Origin of the sequence: Brevibacillus sp. M2.1A (genome assembly GCF_013284355.2) — a bacterium.
Lineage (GTDB): Bacteria > Bacillota > Bacilli > Brevibacillales > Brevibacillaceae > Brevibacillus.
This window is the reverse complement of the sequence record NZ_JABSUY020000001.1, coordinates 4,628,586-4,648,690: the sequence shown is the minus strand read 5'-3', so window position 1 is coordinate 4,648,690 and position 20,105 is coordinate 4,628,586. Positions and strand designations below refer to the sequence as shown.

Sequence of the window (20,105 nt, the reverse complement as noted above, 5' to 3'; positions counted from 1 at the left end):
AAGAACACACGTTCTTGTTTTTGCTTAGACGATTCCACTTCAATACACAAGTTTGGCGTGGAGATGGGGAATTCAGGCTTGGTAAGAGACAGCTGGAAGGGGATGAAAAGGGTCATCACTCTGAGGGGAAATTAGGGGCATAGATCCAGAGACAAAGTTTGCACAAGTAGAAGCTGATAAAAAATATTTAGTGTTTTTTGCGAAAATTGTAACGTATTGTCATTTTTTGCGTATTAACTGACAGAAACAACCAAAAATCAGAAAATGTGGAGGGAAGTAGAATGAGAGAACTTCATGCTGATGTGGTGATTATTGGGGGAGGCACTGGTGGCTGCGCAGCAGCACTGGCAGCAGCGAAATCAGGAAAATCAGTCATTATGACGGAGGAAACCGATTGGATTGGCGGTCAATTTACGAGTCAGGCGGTACCTCCAGATGAGCATCCATGGATCGAACAGTTTGGTTGCACGCGCAGCTATCGCACATTCCGTGACAGCGTGCGTGACTATTATCGCAACCATTACCCAATGACGGCAGAAGCACGCGTCATTCCGAATCTTGACCCTGGTAACGGTTCCGTAAGTCGCCTTTGCCACGAACCAAAAGTAGCACTGGCTGTTTTTTATCAGATGCTTGCTCCGTACATTAACAGTGGTAGACTTACTATTCTGACTAATCATAAGCTGCATGCCGTTCGCATGGATGGCGATAATGTCTTGTCGATCACGGTCGAAGATAAGAAGCATCATGATTTTCATGAATTGGTAGCACCTTATTTCTTGGACGCGACAGAATGTGGAGATGTTCTCCCGCAAGCCGGCGTCGAATATGTGCTTGGCGCTGAATCAGTTGATCAAACGGGAGAGCCAAATGCTGTTGTCGGACCGCCGCAGCCAAATGATATTCAGGCGTTTACGTATGTCTTTGCCATGGACTATTTGGAGGGAGAAGATCATACAATTGCCAAACCGGAAACGTATGACTTCTGGAGAAACTACAAAGCAGATTTTTGGCCGGACAAGCTGCTCAGCTGGACAGGTTCCAACCCGCGAAATACTGCTGAATCTGTAAGATATGAGCTGTTCCCGGGTACTAAATATTTTCCGCTCTTTACGTATCGTCAGGTTGCTGATCCGAAAAACTTCCAAACCGGTTTGTACAAGAGTGGTGTATCGCTCGTTAACTGGCCGCAAAATGATTACTGGTTGGGCTCGATCATCGATGTGCCAGAGGAAGAGCGTCAGCGTCACCTTTACGGTGGTAAACAGCTGAGTCTCTCCCTTCTGTATTGGATGCAAACAGAGGCTCCTCGCCCAGATGGTGGACAAGGGTATCCAGGCCTGCGACTGCGCAAGGATGTAGTAGGAACAGAGGATGGGCTGGCGATGTATCCGTATATTCGTGAATCCCGCCGGATCAAAGCCGAATTCACCGTATTGGAGCAGCATGTGAGTGCATTTGTCCGCAAAACAGGCAAAGCAGAGGCTTTCGAAGATTCCGTTGGAGTCGGTAGTTACCGAATCGATCTACATCCGAGTACAGCGAACCGCAATTACGTCGATGTGTCTACCTATCCGTTCCAAATTCCGTTGGGCAGCTTAATCCCTGTGCGTGTAAATAACCTGCTGCCAGCGGGCAAAAATCTTGGGGTTACGCATATTACAAATGGATGCTTCCGTCTCCACCCAGTAGAGTGGAACGTTGGTGAAGTAGCTGGTTATTTGACAGCTTATTGCTTGCAATATGGCTTGACTCCTCGCGCTGTTCGAAACACTCCTGATGAGCTGAAAAAGTTCCAAGCGTTCTTGTACGCGGAAGGCGTAGAGTACTTCTGGCCAACGATGTACGCAGTGTAAGAAGTTAGACGATTTGGTTGCCTGAGTTCGGCATGTCACTGAACTCAGGCTTTTTCATGGAGAGTAAGATTTCCTCCACCGTTTCCTGAGGTGCCTGCTCGGAAGAATCGATCCACATGCCGAGCTTTGGTGTCTCGGTTTGCAAGATTTTATTGAGGTGGGAAATCGTCCAAGCACCATACCCTGTTTTGGAACGGGAAGCTTCTCTCTCTTCAATTGCTTTTTCGCTTGGCGAGAGTACTACAACATACAACGGACGGTTCCGAATCATTTCAACAAATTCGCCCAAAAAGGGGCCGATCACAACATCCTGTACAACGACATTAAATCCTGCTTCAAAAAAAGTGTCTGCTGTAGAGGCTGCTATTTTGTAGCGCAACCGCAACTGTCGAATGGCTTCTTCTGACGGTTCAGGCATGTACTCCTCTCTGCCATTTACAATCATTCGTCGGAACGAATCACCACGCAGATGGACGCCTCGATTCAGCTTTTCAGCAAGTAACTGAGCTACCGTTGATTTTCCAGAAGCCATAACCCCGGTAACGAGAAAGATACATCTGTCTGGAACATGAAGATTGGCATTCTCTTGCAACATCTTTATCCCACCTTACTTTATCAGGATAGATCCTATTTTTTTGCACGGAAAGTAATGATAAGCAGCGTTGACAACGAAATGATGATATCTGCATGGTGTTCTTTTTTTACCAAAACATAACATATTTGTCTTAGAAGAACAATGACACATGGAGGTGCCAAGGTATGGTGAACCTGATCAAAATCAGGGCGAGTGTATTTATCCCCCTGTCATGGACGGAACCAAGAACTGATTCGCAAACAGGAAAAATCATTCAATTCGAAGGCGATTCGCGTGAATTTACCCCGCATGCAGTTAACGCCATGCGTTCCAGAGTGGAGCAAGAGGTTGTCGTAGACTTTATGAAAAAAGAAATTTTCACCTATCAGAACACGGGAATCACAACAGAGAAGATCACGAATCCTGATGGCTCGATTCAGCTGAGAAAGGGAAAAGCGAGTACGGACGGCATTTTGTGCAGGAATATGATATGGAAATCGGATGATGAAGTGAGCTTTGAAATGAGCGCAAGTGCGAGCAATCCCCTGAATGAGCATGCGCCTCCGGTTGACTACTTATTATCAGTTACGGCGAAAAAGGATGGTCTTGTACAGATCGAAGGAGCGCATGATGGCTTCCCTTGTTTTGAGTTTTATAAGCAAGCGGATTTTGGACCGTTTGAAACGATTCATACCCATGATTTCCGCGAAACAGGTGATACTCCGGCAGCCATGGCTGGAGAGATGGAATATCACTTTCGTAAGATGCTGTAGTACGAACGCATTAACACTCTGCTATCCTCCACCAGTAGAACAGAGTTGTCACGACAACTATATGGATCAAGGCATCGTCAAAAAGAGCAACGCACAAGCAGATTCAGCAATTCGAGACATTGCTTCTTTCTATCATAAACTATATCATGAACTAGATTATGGAAGGGAATGAGGCAACCAAAATGTCCCGTCCTACGTTTGTGAGGAGGTTCTTATCGTGAGTAGCCCGACGATGTTCGATCAATTCCCTGTCATCGAAACAGACAGATTGATCCTGCGACAACCTGATCAACAAGACATAGAAGATATTTTTGAAGTGTTGTCACATGAAGATGTGGCGAGATATGTAGGAATAGCGAGATTTCAATCGATTGCAGATGCTGAAAATGAACTTCGATGGTACCGAGACTTATTTGAACAAAAACAGGGACTCAGGTGGGCGGTCACGGATCGTTTCACTGGAAAATTTCTTGGTAGCTGCGGCTATAAACATTATCATGCTGGACATAACAAAGCGGAGATTGGGTATGATCTGAATTTTTCGTGGTGGAATAAGGGGATCATGTCGGAAGCACTGCGGCCCATTATCGCGTACGGGTTTACGCATATGCATCTAAACAGAATAGAAGCAGATGCAGATACACGAAATACGGCATCTATCCATTTGCTCCAAAAATTTGGCTTTCAGGTGGAAGGAATCCATCGAGAAACGGAATTTGAAAATGGGATGTACATTGATCTTGTGAAGCTGGCGCTGCTTCGAAAAGAATATGAGTGGAATTCGTAAAAGAATCATAATCGACAAACGGCGGGGAATGTACGGAATATTTTATCGTACAGAACCCCGCTTATTTTCTGCCCACCTCTACAGCCACGCGCACAGCAGACTCAATCGCCCCCTGAATCCAGCCGTGATATTCATTCGAGATATGCTCCCCCGCAAAATAAATTTTTCCTTCAGGCGCACCAATGTGGGAAGCAAATTCCGTCTCCTGCAACGGTTTGAACAAGGCAAAGGCACCAGCAGCATGGGGCTGCAATGCCCAATTATGTGCGACCCCCGTAACGAATGTATTGTACACCTGCTCTCCATGAATATCAGCCAGATGCTTTACTGCTTGCATCACTTGAACTTCTTTCGGCATGCTGAGCCAAGGAAGGTCGTCATCTTCCCATGTGTAACTGACCAATACGACACCCCCGGGCCGATCAAATCCGTGATTGGGGAAGTAGGAGAGGCGAATAGGTGAATCCGTTACTGTTTGTCCGCTCCTTATTCCTTGTGCTTCCCAGAAGCGCTGAGAAAACTGAACGCCTATTTTGGATGAAGAAACATAGTGGAGTTGACGAATGGCTTTCCATTTTTGATAGGAAAACAGGTCGTACGGTTCGACCTGAACAAACTGCAAGACAGTAAAAGGGATGGTAATAATCGCGATATCGCCGGTCATCTGAAACATTTCGTCTGTGTCGGTACGAACGCCAGAAATGGTCATTTGATTCCCCGTCTTGACGATTCGCGTCATTTTATGCCGGAGATATATATTGTCTTGTAATTGTGGGAGAAATGCCTGTGGTAGCTGATCAAATCCCCCTGCTATTTCGTAAAAGCGTGTAGAAGGATCGAACAGGATGAAGTCTCGTAAAATTTCGGGAAAGGCGAGCTCAGGGAAACCCTCGAAGCCAGTCATGACCTTGATCATATCGATAGCGGGGGAGGATAAGGAAGGACCAACAGGATTGAAGCGCAAGAACTGGTCCATGGAAAATCGATCGTATTTTTTGACGATGATGGGCCAGTTCGTTGCTGGATTGAGATTGATGAAGTCGATGACAGGCTTAATGGCTTGCCCGGCTAATTCATTGAAAGTACGGCCTTTTTCATGTGGGGCTACAGGGAACCGGAGGATGTCAGGATTGCGTTCATAGATCCAGCGTCTTGTTTTGATGCCATTTACGGAGAGGATATCGTTGGGAGAGTTGTTGATAAACGGATGAAGGGGCAGAGCGAATTTCGTCACGTATGCCAGGGTAAGTTCGTGCGTGTGAGGAATACGCATGGCCCCGGCATCCAGATAATGGCCATGGGTAAATGGAGAGCGCAATGTGTACACTCTGCCCCCTATCCGGTTTGCTGCTTCCAAAATCGTTACGTTGTGTCCCGCTGCTTTTAGCAACGAGGCAGAAACAAGACCAGCCATCCCAGCCCCGACGATGATGATATGGAGGGGGGAGTGGGTTTTGGGGAGACCATTGCGAATAATGGACAGCATGTCAGGTTGTGTTAAGGAGAGGGAGGGATTATCCATCGATTGTCTCCTTTCCATTATTTTCCGGTACTATGATCCTATTCCATAGATGACTCAGGTATGCGTTGTGCAAGCCGGTTATACAGGACTCTACCATTTTCATCCAAGAAATGATAGGATGAGAAAAGGGGAACAAATGATCGGAGGGGTTCGCATGTTACCAACGAATGTTATCTAGAAACCAACCACAGGTGTAGGATATGAGCATTTGAGCATACGGGAGGGCTCGAACAGAATCCACGTAAATAGCATGGTGATCGGAAGGCTGGATGACGCTAGTATAACCAGAATCCAATATGAAATGGTCCTGGATTCAAATTGGGTCACACGTGAGGTTTCACTGGCAATCATGGGCGAAGAAGGAGCTTTGCATCTCTCATCGGATGGCAAGGGAAACTGGACGAATGAGGTGGGTGAGCCCATTCCTGAGCTCTTTGGCTGTATCGATATCGATATTTCTTGTACACCTTTCACAAATACACTGCCAATCCGCCGTTTATCGTATTCTCCATGGGAACCACAGTCTATTCAAGTAGTCTATTTCTTGGCCCATGAGCTGACGTATAGACAAGTGCAGCAGCAATATACGCTGTTAGAAAGCAATGGGGACTCTTCTGTCTATCGATACCAGGCTGGAACATTCGTGGAGAACATCACTGTTGATACAAATGGGTTGGTCCTGAACTATCCAGACCTGTTTATTCGTGAGCAGGAAGAAGGAGTGATTGTTCTGCATGGCTGAAAGGTTTATGGCGGGTATAGTGGCGAGTTTTTTATTTACATTTGCAACTGCCCTTCTGTATTTTCAGGATCGATTCTCGGTTCTTCCCGTCGCGATGCTTACGTTCCCGACGGTGTTTATGTTAGGGATTCCGCAATCTATCATCATTGATTGGGTCATGAAGCGAATGCCATTGAACAAGAGAAGGCACCTTCTCATACTGGAAGCAATGCTGTACGTCGTAGCTGGAATCATCGCAACGATGATGCTTTTTTTCATCGTTATGCATACCTTAACGCTGCTTCTCAAGTTTTATGTCCTGGGCGTAGCGGCATCTGTGCTTTATTTTGTTTGTCTGCGCTTCTTTAGGCGTAAAAAGAAAGTCCTGCATGAAGCGTAAGGAAAAGGAGTGAGTGCCATGAATGAATGGGTACAAGTCGTGTCAGGAAATATTTTGGAAGCTACAGAAAATATCATCGTGCAGCAGGTCAACTGCATGGGTGTGATGGGGGCAGGTCTTGCCAAGCAAATTAGGGCCAACTATCCAAGTGTTTATACGGAGTACAAGCGTCATTGCGAGCAGTATGCAGATGCACGAGGCGACCTCCTTGGACAAGTGCTACTTTGCCAGGTCGGGGAAGGGAAGTACATTGCCAACCTTTTTGCACAGCTCGGTTATGGAAAAAAAGGAATCTACACGAAATATGACATGCTGCAAAAAGGGTTGGAAGAAGTTCTCTCCCTCGCGAAAAAAGAAAATCTGACCATCGCCATTCCATACGGGATCGGCTGCGGATTAGCAGGCGGGGATTGGGATGTGGTGAGGAAACAGCTTGACGATATTTTTACTGGTTATGGTGTGAAGCTGTACAAATTCGAAGCGGATTGACGGCAGAGGATCACATGCGCTATAGTGAAAGGAACCATATCTAGGGAGAGATGTTGATGTCGGCGGTCGTTCTTAACTAAAGCAATTCCATACAAAAGGTCTTGATTCACCATTCGAAATTTTGCCCTGTAGCAAAGTTTCTTTGTGCTGGGTGATAATCGGCCTTGGAATTAGTTAAGAACAACGGATATCATACAATGCCTTAGGTGAAAACCCTATCATTGCGCCCAAAATCCGTGCTGTGTTCAGCGCGGTTTTTTATTTGGTTGCGTTTTGTTTAGGTATACCAAAAAAAGGGCGGAGAATGACATTTGTTCATTCTTCGCCCTTTTTTATTTTTCATAAAAAGGAGAAATCAGTCATGAATGAAAAAGCATTACAGCGTCTCGAATACGACAAGATCAAAGAAAAGGTAATGGAATACGCCTTATCGTACGCAGGGAAAAAGCATGTAGAACAAATGATGCCAATGGACTCTGTCAAAGTAGTGCGTAGTAAGCTGGACGAAACAGCTGAAGCCAAGAACATCCTGCAAAATGGAGCTAGTGTACCAATTCCCGCGCTGGAAGGGATGGAGAAGATCCTTTCTCTTCTAGGGACGGGATATGTATTTGGCGTAAACGATTTTACGAATCTGTACTTGTTCCTAACGAGTTGCTCACAACTCATGAAGTACATGGCAACAAAAGCACAATTGGCGCCACGCGTAAGCACCTATGCAGCATCGATGTACGACGCTACAAAATTGAGGAACGAAATCGAACAGTGCATCCGTCATGGGCAAGTTGTCGATTCCGCCAGCAAAGACTTGTTGAAGGTGCGCAAACGAATTGTCGTATTTGAAGATCGCCTGAAAAGGCAATTGGATTCGATCATGAACAAATATCGTTCGATCATGCAAGAAAATGTGATTAGTACACGCAATGGACGCTATGTCATCCCTATCAAAAAAGAACATCGCAAGCAAGTGGCAGGCAGTGTCTTAGATGAGTCGGCGAGCGGTCAAACCGTCTATATGGAACCGACGGAGATCAGCGCCGTACAGTTTGAGCTGACAGCACTCAAGGCAGAGGAAGAACGCGAGGTAACAAAAGTACTGATGCAATTATCCGCGTTCGCAGAAGAATATACCCATGAACTCACCGCGAATGTCGAGATCGTTGGAATGTATGACTTCCTTTTCGCAAAAGCGAAGTACGCATTGGCAATCGGAGGCGCGAACGTCGAGCTAAACGAAAAAGGAATCCTCGATGTCAAGGAAGCACGGCATCCGCTACTCGGTCCGAAAATGGTGCCACTGCATTTGAAAATTGGCCGAGAGTACAAATCGCTTATTATTACAGGTCCCAATACAGGCGGGAAAACATTGACCCTAAAAACCATTGGGCTGTTAACCATGATGGTTCAGTCAGGTTTGCTAGTACCAGTACAGGAAGGCAGTCGTTTCTCCATTTTCCGCAACATCGCTGTAGATATTGGGGATGGGCAGAGTATCGAGCAAGCGTTAAGCACGTTTTCGGCGCATATTCATAATGTCTTGGAAATCTTGAAGATTACCGACGCCTCGACCCTTGTTCTAATTGATGAGATGGCTACGGGTACAGATCCAGGAGAAGGGGTCGCTTTATCGATTGCGATTTTGGAGGAGCTGCACCGAAGAGGAGCGACGGTAATCGTGAATACACATTTTAACGAAATCAAAAATTTTGCCTCCGCAACTGCCGGGTTCCAAAATGCACGAATGGAATTTGACGAGGAGACCTTGCAGCCACTGTATCGCTTGCGAATCGGAGAAGCTGGCCAGAGCTACGCATTCCTGATCGCACTGAAGCTGGGTATCCCGTCTGAGATGATTCAGCGTTCTCGGGAAATTACTCGGAATGGATTCATGACTACGACTGCCGCTAATGAGAGGCTGGAACAATACCAAGACGTCGAGCAGGAAGAGTATGAGGCTCCAGGCTATGTGGAGTCACGGATAATAGAAAAGCCGGAAGAAGTGGTAGTGGCAGTAGAAGAGGAAACGCGTGAGCAACTTTCCCAGGAGATTTCCGAAAAAGCAGCAGATACCCCAGCCACGCCAAAGCGTGACAAACCATTTGCTGTTGGCGATAGTGTATTCATCTCCTATTTGGGGAGAACCGGCATCGTGTTTGCTGCGGAGGACTCCAAAGGTATCGTTGGCGTCATGATTCAAAATCAGAAATATAAAATCAACAAAAAGCGCCTCGTCTTGCATATTGAGGGCAAAGAGCTGTATCCGGCCGATTATGACATGGACATCGTTTTTGAGACAAAAGAGAACCGAAAGAAACGTAAAATGATGAGTCGCAAGCATGTCGAAGGATTATCGATCGAGACGAAGCGGGAGGAGTGACGAGTACAGGCAAAAAGCCGATTTCTCTATGAGAGAATCGGCTTTTTGGTGTTGAAGTTGCTGAAAAGAGCGAATCGGCTATTTGGTTGTATGGCTGGCCGTCATTTGTTTACTAACAAGCACCATCATGATTGCCAATAGCAAGAAGTAGATTGGCATGGTGACCAGCGAGCCGTTATGAAAATAGCTCATGCCACTCGTGATGAGACTGACGATGAGGTAGTAAATCAAACCAAAAATAGCGCCAGCAGTTCCGAGCACATCGCTGTAGTGGACAAGAGCTAAACTCAGGCAGTTTGGAATCATGATCCCAATCCCTAGCAAAAGGGTAAAGATAGAGATTACCATGATCGCCATCGAAACAACGGACGGGCTCACTCCATACAAAGTGAAACTTGTGAGGCATACTGCTCCTAACGTTGTCACCAGTGAGCCGATCAGGATAATGTTCTCAGCGGGGTATTTGGTTAGTTGTTTTTTCGAGAGCATGGCCCCGATCACAGAAGCCAAAGCTACGAAAATCCCCAAGAACCCAAACACACCAGGCGTCATGCCGAAAAACGCAATGAAAATAAATGGCGCTTCGGCATAGTAACTGAACAACATGCCATTTGTCGCCCCAATTAAGAAGCCAAAAGCCCAAATCCTTTTGTCCGTAAAAAGGCGTTTGGCTACAGCCAGCGTGTTTATCTTTGAAGCGGTAAATGTTTTGGTCTCAGGCAACGATACAAACGCGTAAGCAAAAATCGCTACGCTCATCGCAATTAGTGTGAAGAAAACAGCCTGGTATCCAAACGATTGATCCACCCAACCACCGATTAAGGGGCCAATTGCAGGCGTAAAAGCGAGAGCAGCTGAAATCTGAGCAAAAACAGCATGACGCTTGGTGGTATCGGTACTCTCTCGTAAAATGGTTTGGGTTACCACCGATCCTGCACTCGCACCGAAAGCTTGAATGAACCGGCTCCATAACAACCAGTCAGCTGAAACGGAGAGGTAGCAACCCAAGCTGCCCAGACCGTAAACGAAAATTCCCCAGAGCATGGCAGGGCGTCGGCCGGTAGCGTCAGAGAGTCTTCCCCAACAAAATACGCCAAAGGCAAAACCGAGGAAGTAAATACTGAGTGTCAGCTGGATCGTATTGTTACTGGCATGAAGACTATTGGCGATATCAGGTAACGAAGGTGTGTAGATCGTTTCACTAATTTGCGGAAAACCCACCAGAATGATCAACAGTAGCAAAGATGGTGTTGAGATTTTTGTATTCACTTGTACATTCCCCCTACATTCCGAAAATCTCAAACAGCGCAGGAGGGAGATTACGGGATTGGGGGTTTACATTTGATTAGTCTGGAAAATGAAAGCATATTGTCACCTTACATAAGTAATAGGGGGAAATTTTTCACTAGAATAGCATTCGTTTGCAATCGGTGACAAGTCATTTTCGTCTGGTGATTTACTCACACTTTTCTCTTTTTCCTCGATGTAGGGCTGTACGGAAGCTGCTTCCACAGCCGCAGGTTGCAATCGCATTCGGGTTTTGGATCGTAAACCCACCCATCATTCCTGTCTCTTTATAATCGATTTCGACGCCATCGACATACGGATAACTTTCCGGATTGACGACCAACTTCACGCCATCCATTTCGATTGTGGAGTCGCCCTCTTGATAAGTATCATCAAAACCGAGCGCGTAGGTCATTCCGGAACACCCGCCGTCCTTCACGCCAAAACGAATGAAGAGAGGAGAGCTTTCTTGTTCAAGCATATTTTGAATGCGAGTGACAGCAGCTTGGCTGATTTGAATCATCGTGAGACCTCCCTTTTTTATGTTTACAGTTCACCTACGATCACAACTTCAGGAACAAGCTGAATGCCAGATTGGCTGTGAACTTTTTCCTGAATCTGTCTCATGAGTGTCCATACATCAAGTGCAGTGGCATTGCCGGTATTCATAATAAAATTGGCGTGTTTGCTCGATACTTCCGCGCCTCCGTACCGCATACCTTTTAGGCCAGCATCTTCGATGAGCTTTGCCGCAAAATGGCCCGGTGGATTTCTGAATACACTGCCCGCACAGTCGAACGGCAGAGGCTGTGTTTTTAAACGTTTTTCTTTATATTGGTTCCATTGGAGCTTGATGCTTTCGCTATCGCGCAAAGTCAGTTCAAAAATCGCTTCCGTGATGATGACATCAGCATCTTGCAAGGAAGAGTGGCGATAAGAAAAATCCAAATCTACAACACGCAAGGAGCGAATGGCTCCGGTTTGTGTGATCACTTCAGCTGAATGGAAAATGTCTGATATATCCGATCCGTTGGCGCCTGCATTCATATACACAGCTCCGCCGACAGACCCGGGTATTCCACCTGCGAACTCCAAGCCACTGAGTCTGTGCTTGTTTGCCAATGCTGCAAGCTTGATTAAGGAGTAGCCGGCCCCTGCGTAAATCTGATTGCCCACGATTCGGGCATAGTCCAAAGCCTTGTTTAATTTAATGACCGCGCCACGATACCCCTTGTCTGTGATCAAAAGGTTGGAACCCTTTCCCATCACCATCCATGGGACATGATGTTCATTCAGTATTTGTAGGACCATGATCAGTTGAGATTTACTGCTCGGTATAATCAGTAAATCCGCAGGTCCGCCAATTCTCCAGGTAGTATGTGCCGCCAAAGGCTCCTGATAAGTCACTTCGACCTGTCGTTCACGGAGAAGGGAGAATACAGCTTTCATCCTTTTCACCTATCCTTCTTGGAAAAAAACACCGTGCACTACAATCATAGTATAGGCACTAATTTATATATATTCAACTAAAATGTTTAATAAATTGCAGTTGCGTAACCTTTGTGATGAACAAAGAGGGTCACTTTATAAACATGTTTGTTGAATTAGTTATACAAAGGACATATACTGTGAGCGTATCGTTCTTTTCCAATAAAGGGGCGAAGAGAAAATGGAGAGATATAAACACCTGTCAACACGTGAATACATTCTATTGTTGCTGAAAAGAGAAGGGGAACTCAGCACAAAGGATTTACAAAACAGGCTGGAACTCACAAAGGTAGCTGTCAGCAGGCAAATGATCTACTTGGAAAAAGACGGTTTTGTTGTGTGCAGAGTAGGTCGTCAAAAAGCAGGCAGACCGATGCATTACTACTCGTTGACACAGCAAGGCAACGAACAATTTCCGAATGATTACGGGCAATTGGCCGTGGATTTGATGGAGCATATCGTGCTGGCAGACGGGGAAGACCGAGTGGATCAATTTTTCGCAAGACAACAAGAAAAGATGATCCAGAAATACGAGGGACAGATGGAAGGAAAAGCGCTATCTGAAAAGGTGGCAGAGATGGCGCGCATCCAAGATGACAATGGATTTATGGCGAGATGGGAGCAGGTCAGTGATGAGGAATATGTGATCACGCAGCACAATTGTCCTTATTTTAAAGTAGCAGATCGGTATCAGATGATTTGTGCAAGAGAGCTTAATTGTTACCGAGCGTTACTGCAGACGAGCGTAGAACGGACGGAATGCGTGGCAATCGGCGGAAAGAGATGTGTCTATCAGATCCGATCTACGTAATCGTAGCTGTAAGCACCCATCACGGCAGATGAAAGGACAAATGGGAGGGGACGAAAATCATGACCAACTCGAATCCATGGGATGCTGACTGGGACGTATCCGAACCATTGGCACGTGCACTCATTTTCCGTCAGTTTCCGCGGCTATCTTCCATGCCCATTAAGCTGATTGGCTGTGGGTGGGATAACGTGGTCTTTCGAGTGGGGGACGAATATGTCTTCCGTTTTCCGAGGCGGAATGTCGCTGTTGCGTTGATCAAGAAGGAAGGGGTGCTGCTGCCAATGCTTGCGGCATTCCTGACGATCCCGTATCCGAAGCCGGTTTTTTATGGGGAACCAACCAACGACTATCCATTCCCTTTCTTGGGGTACACGTATGTGCCTGGAACGTTTCCAAAAGGCTTGACCGACGAGCAGCGTGCTTCATCAGCAGTGGCACTTGCAACGTTTTTAAAACGCTTGCACGCGTTTCCGTCCCAGCGTGCCCGGGAGAACGGCATCGAGCATGATCACAGGAACCTCCTGGACATTGCACAGAGAAAAGAAAAGATGCAGACGTTTTTGTCTACCTTAGCTGTACATATTCCTGCAGAGGATCGGGATGCGATCGAAAATTATTTAGGACAAGTCGTGATCGACCGATTAAGTCCACGTGAAGTGCTGCTGCACGGAGACTTGCATGTTAAAAATATGCTGGTAGATGAAGCCGGGCAGATATCAGGCATCATTGACTGGGGTGATCTCAATGTAGGTCACCCAGGAGCGGATGTAAATGTGGCGTACAGTTTTTTACCGCCACAAGCCCGTCAATCGTTTTTCCATACGTATGGAGAAGTGGATGAAGAGACAAAAATATTGGCGAGAATGATGGCGGTGTACATTCCGATGCTGCTCTGGATGCAAGCCATTGATCACAATGATGAGATAGTAGCAGAGGAAGCAAGAATGACGATACGGCGAGCACTCGCTGGCGAATAGGGTATCTGTAAAATGATTCGGGGGACAAGCTGCTAAGGCTCATCCCCCGAATTTCTTATCCGATTCCTAACTCTTCCATTTTTCGATAAAGGGTGCTTCGCGCAATACCTAGCTTTTTGGCAGCGGCGCTGATGGACGGAGCTTGTGTGATGGCTTGCTGGATCGTCTGTCGCTCTAATTCGCGCAATAATGGCAAAGGTTCCCCGGATGCTTCTTGCAGCCCATACTGCTGCTGCCATTCGCTCGGGAGATGGTGAGAGGTGACCCACGAATCACCAAACGCATGTAAAAATGCCCGTTCCACGATATTGCGCAGCTCACGAATATTTCCGGGCCATGAATGCTGCTTTAAGATCGCCAGGGCAGATTCACAGATATCGGTCGGACCGCCAGCATATTGGGTATGTAGCTGCTGGAGGAACTCGTGAGCCAAGGTTGCAATGTCTTCCTTGCGTTCGCGCAGAGGAGGGATGCGTATTTGCAGGACATTGAGCCTGTAGTAAAGGTCTGCGCGAAACTGCCCATTTTGTACCTGTTCTTCTATAGAACGATTGGTGGCTGCGATAATCCGAATGTCCAATGGCTTTTCTTCATGAGAGCCCAATCTCGTCACTTTGCGCTCTTCGAGGACGCGTAGCAAAAGCACTTGAAGCTCCAAACTCATTTCCCCGATTTCATCGAGAAATAGCGTTCCTCCATTTGCTGCTTCGAATTTTCCTGGTTGTCCTCCTTTTTTTGCTCCCGTAAAAGCTCCTTCTGTATATCCAAATAGCTCACTGGCGATCAGTTCGCGTGGAAGTGCTGCGATATTGACCGCAAGAAAAGGGCCGTCTTTTCTCGAACTGGAGGAGTGGATGGCACGTGCCAGGACTTCTTTGCCACAGCCTGTTTCTCCGAGCAATAACGTATTCGATAGCGATTTTGCAGCAATACGTGCTGTATGTAGTTGAGCTTGATAGAGGGGGCTATTCGTATGAATCTCTGAAAAAGAATCGCTGCTAGTAGTCTTTGAAAAGGTTGACATACTTGGGCGAATAAGAAAAAGGCGATACCACGTCTTCTCACCCAGATCGAGTTCTTCTAAATACCAATTGGTTAAGCGTTCTTGTTCCCATTCCGCCTCGAGCACAAGGCCTTCAACTAACGAAAATCGTTCTTGTGCCCGCTTGTTAGCAAAAAGTACGATGCGCTCGTCACTGAGTGCGATGAGGTATTCTTGGCTGTTTTCCGCCCATGCGAAAAGAAGACTCTTCCAATTGGGAACAGAATGAGAGGGATGCCTGAGTGCTGGAATCACATGATTCGTTTGAAGGGCAGAAGAATGTCGCGTAGTGGAATGAGATAGCGGAAAAAGCGGCAAAGAGCCATTTTGTAGCAAATGGATTAGCGCATCCCTAATCAGAGAAAATTCATAGGATGAAAGATTCGCGGAGGCCTGTAATTGCTGATAGAGAGAGTGAAAGACAGCATGAGGGATCGCGCGATGATGGGAACGCTCGGTTACGGAGGAAGAATCGAAAGACGAGAGTAGCATGCCGGCTTCAAAAATCGTTCTCGCACCCTTTCTTGTTATAGTTTGTTTGTTCGATCGTGGGACAGGTGTCCGACAAGGAAGCAGGGAAACAAACGACACACAATGACGAAAGCGATACAAGAGAGGTGGGACATTTCCGGGTCAAGGGCAGATCAACTGCATGACCTGTTTTGCGACAAGCACTTTCTATTAAGTATACAGGAGAAAGTAGCCAAAAGAATCGGTATTATCAAATTTTTATTAGGTCCAGCAAGCATTGGCATGTCATTTGCTTCTTTTTGTGAATGTAGGGCATACGCATTTTGAACAAGTGAGGGGGAAGCAGCATGCCAGAAGTTTTATTTCGAGTTGATTTGAACAAACCGATGGAGGAGCAGGATACACCTGGTCACAACAGATGGCATCCAGACATTCCAGCAACCGTTTCCGTGAATCCAGGAGCTGTTTTCCGCATGGAATGTAAGGACTGGACGGACGGGCAGATCGCGAATAACGATGACCCTTCCGACATTCGGGATGTCAATCTCAATCGCGTCCATGTGCTTAGTGGACCTGTCTGGGTGAATGGAGCAGAGCCAGGCGACCTCTTGGTTGTCGATATTCTCGATATCGGGGCACTCCCTCAATCGGAATGGGGTTTTAACGGGATTTTCGCCAAAGAAAACGGCGGGAGCTTCCTCGTCGATCATTATTCGCAAGCAGCCAAGTCGATCTGGGACTTCCACGGCATTTACACCACTTCTCGTCATTTGCCAGGAGTCAAATTTGCTGGGATTCTTCATCCAGGCTTGATTGGTACCGCACCTTCCCACCAACTGTTGGATCGCTGGAACCGAAGAGAGAGCGACCTCGTAGCGACAAATCCTGAAAGAATGCCGCCACTCGCGAATTTGCCGACCCCGCACAGTGCCGTGTTGGGAAGTCTAAAGGGAGCCGAGTTTGATCGGATTGCTAGAGAAGCGGCCCGGACTGTCCCCCCTCGCGAGCACGGCGGAAACTGCGATATTAAAAACTTGTCCAAAGGCACTCGCATTTACTTTCCGGTTTATGTAAATGGAGCGAAGCTGTCCATGGGCGATTTGCATTTTTCACAAGGAGACGGAGAAGTGACCTTCTGCGGCGGTATTGAAATGGCTGGTTGGCTGGATCTTCATGTGGACGTCATCAAGGGCGGGATGGCCAAGTATAACATCGTGAACAACCCTGTATTCAAACCGGGTCCAGTAGAGCCTCGCTATACCGAATACCTCGTTTTCGAAGGAATTTCAGTCCACGAGACGACAGGGCAGCAGATGTACATGGATGCGCATGTTGCCTACCGCAATGCATGCCTGAATGCCATCGAATATTTGAAAACAGCGATGGGTTTCACAGGGGAGCAGGCGTACATGCTGCTGGGAACGGCACCGGTGGAAGGAAGAATTGCGGGAATCGTCGATATTCCAAACGCATGCTGCACCTTGTCTATCCCGACAAGCATTTTTGATCGAGATATCTTGCCGAAGTAGCCAAGAAAAAGAACGCGAAAGAGGGAGCCAAATACGATGCCGAGATATGATTACATGTGCGAGGAATGTGGTCCATTTGTACAATGGCTGAAGATGAGCGAGCTTACAGATAGCATTGCGTGCCCCAATTGCCGGCTACCGTCAAAGCGTTTGTATGCCGCACCAGGATTGATCATGACACCGCAAGCGCTGCGACAACGTGTTGAGCGTGGCGTGGAACCAAAAGTGGTACGGAAGCATTCGCATTCCCATGAAGGAGGAGGGTGCAGCCATAACCACGGTAGCCAGACACAGCGGGGACATTCTCACAGTCGTGGGGGCAAACGCCCTTGGATGGTAGGGCACTAAACGCCCCTTTGCCATGCTATTACCGCAGATATCCGCCGTTGTTGATGTCAAAAGTCGCTCCGGTGTAGTGTTTGGACTTCTCCGATAACAGGAAAACGACGGTATCTGCCACGTCCGCTGGCATTACAGGGCTGTCGATGAGGCCGTGAGCGAGATATTCTGCCCGACGCCATTCTGGAATGGTGTCCATCATCGGTGTAGCAACCATAGTGGGTGCTACCGCATTGACCCGGATGTAGGGAGCGAAGTTCATTGCGCAGCTTTTCGTCAAGCCGAGAATTGCCGCCTTCGAGGTTCCATAGACTGCATCCGAGCTGCCCTCGATTCCGGATACAGAGGACAGGTTGACGATCGTTCCTCGTTTTTGGGCAGGAAAAAGGAGTTTTCCGAACATCTGTGAGAAATAAATGCAACCTTTTACATTAATCGCGAGCACTTTTTCAATTGTGTCGAGGTCGTAGTCCAGAATGTTTTTCGCCAGGTAAATGCCTGCGTTATTGACGAGACTGGTACAATCCGCATGCTCTGCCTCGATATGCGCAAAAAAAGCCGCGACCTCTTCATATTTGCTAACATCCACACAATACGTATGTAGTCTTTCTGCTTGATCCATCTCTTCTTCCAGTGCCAGCAAAGCTTCCTGATTGAGGTCACACGCGATGACAGCGGCCCCTTCTTGCAAGCAGTGCATCACTACGGCTTTCCCGATCCCAGAAGCTGCTCCTGTTACGATTACTTTTTGATTGCTCAGCATACCTGTACCTCTTTCTGTTTGTGTTTTAGTAGAAACAAAGGTAGAAAATATGAGATGCTTTGTTAAAATATACGATCATTTAGAAATATTTGTCTACAAAGAGTGTCATGAGAATAGCTTAAGTGGAAAGAGAAAACGTCGAGTGGTCATCTTGATGATCGTTTGGCGTTTTTTTGCTTTTTCTCACTCGAGTGCAATTGCGGTTTTGCCAAGTCTCTCGTACAATTGGTGAGAATCGTTATCAATTGATGCATCATGATTCAAGAGGAGTTATTTATGGGAAAAACAGACATATTTAGTGATCCGAATGTCATCACTGTCAATGATGTTCAAGTTTTGTCCATTTCAAAAGAATGGAAGCTTGTAGAAGCGAGAGAGAGAAGCGAACAAATCATCATTTTGGTCATAGAGGGCAGGGCGTCGTTTCGGTTGGATAAGACAGGAGGGATGCTTAACCAGGGAGATTGCATGGTCATATCTCCAGAGGATATGCAGGAAGGGCTCGCCCTCTTGCCCATTACGGAGAACCTCTATGTTTGTTACGTGGCGCTTTTTGCTGCTCATGCCAGAAAAGAAAGGGATGGGTGGCTCATAAACGAAGTGATGCTACCAATCCAGGGGAAGCACCATATTGAAACTATATCCTTAATTCACCATCACATCGAACAATTGCATCTGGCATGGCGAAAAGATCGCTTCGATCAGGCAACCATGCAGATTCTTTTTCTGAAGCTATGGCAAGCTATTATGGCTGGAATCACGCTGCAAGAGAAAAAAACAGATCGTCAACAACTTCTTCAAGGGATCGCTGAGCATATGGAGCAGCATTGTGAGGAGACTTTTCAGATCGAGGAGATGGCTCGCTACTCAGGAATGACGCCGACCCTTTTCTATCAGCAGTTTAAGGAGTACACCTCGCTCACCCCCTTGCAATTCATCAATCGGAAACGAATGGAGAAGGCTTGTCAGCTTCTGGTGACGCAGGACGTGATGATTCCTGAGGTAGCTAGTGAAGTGGGCTATCGGGATGTGTACTATTTCAGTCGGATGTTTAAAAAGATCGTTGGCGTGCCCCCTTATCGCTTCAAGAAATCGTTACAAAAGAAAATCGCCGTACTCCATCCAGCAATCATCGGTGATCTGCTCGCATTGGGGATTTCGATCCAACATCTGATCCCTGTTTGGGAAAAGCATCGGCAAAAGAGGCCGTACTCCCAGATGGAAGCAGCCACACTGGAATTTGACTTGTACCGTCTGCATCAGATGGAGCCAGATTTGATTGTCGGAACAGATCAGGTTGCCCCTTGGCTTGAACAATTGGAAACCATTGCACCGACCTGGCTCATTCCCTTTAAAACAACGACTTGGCGAGATCATTTGCAGCAGGTAGCTGCCATGCTAGGAATTACAGAGGTGGCGACCAGTTGGCTCTATTATTATGATCTGAAAGCAGCTGCGGCTCGCGAGCGTATCCGCAAAAAAATTGGAAATGAAACCGTTATGGCAGTGAGGGCGTGGGATTGTGGAGCCCGTATATTTGGTGCGAAAAGGCGGAAAATTTCCGATATTTTATACGGTGACCTACAGGTAAGACCTCCAGTGGGAACAGATTATTTTGCCTTTCTGGATATCGCGAGCCTGGATGAGCTTCAAGATTTTCAGGCTGATCATATTCTGCTTTTCGACGAAAGGAAAATTCGAACGGATGTACGCAAGCATCGATTAAAAGGAAATGTACATCGAGCTGGGGTATATCCTTGGCTGCATTATTCCGCCCTCGGCCATGAGCAATCCATATCAGAGGCGCTCACGCATCTTGCAGAGTCACAGGAATGTACAAAAAAGGAATCAGGTTCTTCAATTTTCTTGCGCCCACAAGTTTGTGATAATGATTGAGAA

The 20,105-nt window shown here is 46.8% G+C and carries 18 protein-coding genes and 1 pseudogene; 12 read left to right on the top strand and 7 right to left on the bottom strand.

Features of this window, described 5'->3' with window-relative positions; translation table 11 throughout:
- The first annotated feature begins 281 nt into the window (after positions 1 to 281).
- Entirely contained in the window at positions 282 to 1,856 is a 1,575-nt protein-coding gene (locus tag HP567_RS22385; RefSeq protein ID WP_173608307.1) for an FAD-dependent oxidoreductase, read from the top strand.
- Positions 1,857 to 1,860: 4 nt separating this feature from the next.
- Here the strand turns inward: HP567_RS22385 and HP567_RS22380 are convergent, their stop codons facing one another.
- Positions 1,861 to 2,451 (bottom strand): AAA family ATPase, encoded by a 591-nt coding sequence (locus HP567_RS22380; RefSeq protein WP_173608306.1) that lies wholly within the window; start codon positions 2,449 to 2,451, stop codon positions 1,861 to 1,863.
- Positions 2,452 to 2,615: 164 nt separating this feature from the next.
- On the opposite strand from HP567_RS22380, the gene HP567_RS22375 reads away from it, so the two are divergent.
- Both HP567_RS22375 and HP567_RS22370 read left to right on the top strand, forming a co-directional pair.
- Positions 2,616 to 3,203, top strand: a complete 588-nt coding sequence (locus HP567_RS22375) for a DUF3238 domain-containing protein (protein WP_173608305.1) — start codon at positions 2,616 to 2,618, stop codon at positions 3,201 to 3,203.
- A 217-nt stretch (positions 3,204 to 3,420) separates the two neighbouring features.
- Positions 3,421 to 3,990 (top strand): GNAT family N-acetyltransferase, encoded by a 570-nt coding sequence (locus HP567_RS22370; RefSeq protein ID WP_173608304.1) that lies wholly within the window; start codon positions 3,421 to 3,423, stop codon positions 3,988 to 3,990.
- A 61-nt stretch (positions 3,991 to 4,051) separates the two neighbouring features.
- Here the strand turns inward: HP567_RS22370 and HP567_RS22365 are convergent, their stop codons facing one another.
- Entirely contained in the window at positions 4,052 to 5,512 is a 1,461-nt protein-coding gene (locus HP567_RS22365) for a flavin monoamine oxidase family protein (protein WP_173608303.1), read from the bottom strand.
- 154 nt (positions 5,513 to 5,666) lie between these two features.
- On the opposite strand from HP567_RS22365, the pseudogene HP567_RS22360 reads away from it, so the two are divergent.
- The 4 genes and pseudogenes from HP567_RS22360 to HP567_RS22345 all read left to right on the top strand — a co-directional run bounded on the left by HP567_RS22360 (position 5,667) and on the right by HP567_RS22345 (position 9,499).
- Positions 5,667 to 6,254, top strand: a pseudogene (locus tag HP567_RS22360) (putative glycolipid-binding domain-containing protein).
- Positions 6,247 to 6,633: a hypothetical protein gene (locus tag HP567_RS22355; protein WP_173608302.1), complete on the top strand. Its 387-nt coding sequence runs from the start codon at positions 6,247 to 6,249 to the stop codon at positions 6,631 to 6,633. Before HP567_RS22360 ends, HP567_RS22355 begins: the two are co-directional and overlap by 8 nt.
- An 18-nt stretch (positions 6,634 to 6,651) precedes the next feature.
- Positions 6,652 to 7,122: a macro domain-containing protein gene (locus HP567_RS22350; RefSeq protein WP_173608301.1), complete on the top strand. Its 471-nt coding sequence runs from the start codon at positions 6,652 to 6,654 to the stop codon at positions 7,120 to 7,122.
- Positions 7,123 to 7,483: 361 nt separating this feature from the next.
- A complete protein-coding gene (locus HP567_RS22345) occupies positions 7,484 to 9,499 on the top strand; it encodes an endonuclease MutS2 (RefSeq protein ID WP_173608300.1) in 2,016 nt (671 codons plus the stop codon).
- Positions 9,500 to 9,577: 78 nt separating this feature from the next.
- On the opposite strand, the gene HP567_RS22340 is transcribed toward HP567_RS22345, so the two are convergent.
- The 3 genes from HP567_RS22340 to murB form a co-directional block, all read right to left on the bottom strand.
- Positions 9,578 to 10,768 (bottom strand): multidrug effflux MFS transporter, encoded by a 1,191-nt coding sequence (locus HP567_RS22340; protein ID WP_173608299.1) that lies wholly within the window; start codon positions 10,766 to 10,768, stop codon positions 9,578 to 9,580.
- Between the two features lie 187 nt (positions 10,769 to 10,955).
- Complete coding sequence (locus HP567_RS22335; protein ID WP_173608298.1) at positions 10,956 to 11,309, bottom strand: HesB/IscA family protein; 354 nt, start codon at positions 11,307 to 11,309, stop codon at positions 10,956 to 10,958.
- Positions 11,310 to 11,332: 23 nt separating this feature from the next.
- Positions 11,333 to 12,235 carry a UDP-N-acetylmuramate dehydrogenase gene (murB, locus tag HP567_RS22330; protein WP_173608297.1) on the bottom strand — a complete coding sequence of 301 codons (903 nt, stop codon included), beginning with the start codon at positions 12,233 to 12,235 and terminating at the stop codon, positions 11,333 to 11,335.
- Between the two features lie 220 nt (positions 12,236 to 12,455).
- Here murB and HP567_RS22325 point away from each other — a divergent pair, with 220 nt between their 5' ends.
- Positions 12,456 to 13,085, top strand: coding sequence for a helix-turn-helix transcriptional regulator (locus HP567_RS22325; RefSeq protein ID WP_173608296.1), 630 nt, complete (start codon positions 12,456 to 12,458; stop codon positions 13,083 to 13,085).
- A 59-nt stretch (positions 13,086 to 13,144) separates the two neighbouring features.
- On the top strand, positions 13,145 to 14,062 hold the full coding sequence (locus HP567_RS22320) for a phosphotransferase (protein ID WP_173608295.1): 918 nt from the start codon (positions 13,145 to 13,147) through the stop codon (positions 14,060 to 14,062).
- A gap of 55 nt (positions 14,063 to 14,117) precedes the next feature.
- Here HP567_RS22320 and HP567_RS22315 read toward each other — a convergent pair whose 3' ends face one another.
- Entirely contained in the window at positions 14,118 to 15,440 is a 1,323-nt protein-coding gene (locus HP567_RS22315; RefSeq protein ID WP_173608294.1) for a sigma-54 interaction domain-containing protein, read from the bottom strand.
- A gap of 482 nt (positions 15,441 to 15,922) precedes the next feature.
- Between HP567_RS22315 and fmdA the strand changes: the two genes are divergently transcribed.
- Both fmdA and HP567_RS22305 read left to right on the top strand, forming a co-directional pair.
- Positions 15,923 to 17,104 carry a formamidase gene (fmdA, locus tag HP567_RS22310; RefSeq protein WP_173608293.1) on the top strand — a complete coding sequence of 394 codons (1,182 nt, stop codon included), beginning with the start codon at positions 15,923 to 15,925 and terminating at the stop codon, positions 17,102 to 17,104.
- 36 nt (positions 17,105 to 17,140) lie between these two features.
- Positions 17,141 to 17,452, top strand: coding sequence for an FmdB family zinc ribbon protein (locus HP567_RS22305; RefSeq protein ID WP_173608292.1), 312 nt, complete (start codon positions 17,141 to 17,143; stop codon positions 17,450 to 17,452).
- A gap of 19 nt (positions 17,453 to 17,471) precedes the next feature.
- Here the strand turns inward: HP567_RS22305 and HP567_RS22300 are convergent, their stop codons facing one another.
- Positions 17,472 to 18,206, bottom strand: coding sequence for an SDR family NAD(P)-dependent oxidoreductase (locus HP567_RS22300; RefSeq protein WP_173608291.1), 735 nt, complete (start codon positions 18,204 to 18,206; stop codon positions 17,472 to 17,474).
- Positions 18,207 to 18,482: 276 nt separating this feature from the next.
- Here HP567_RS22300 and HP567_RS22295 point away from each other — a divergent pair, with 276 nt between their 5' ends.
- Positions 18,483 to 20,102 carry an AraC family transcriptional regulator gene (locus HP567_RS22295; RefSeq protein ID WP_173608290.1) on the top strand — a complete coding sequence of 540 codons (1,620 nt, stop codon included), beginning with the start codon at positions 18,483 to 18,485 and terminating at the stop codon, positions 20,100 to 20,102.
- The last annotated feature ends 3 nt before the right edge of the window (positions 20,103 to 20,105 follow it).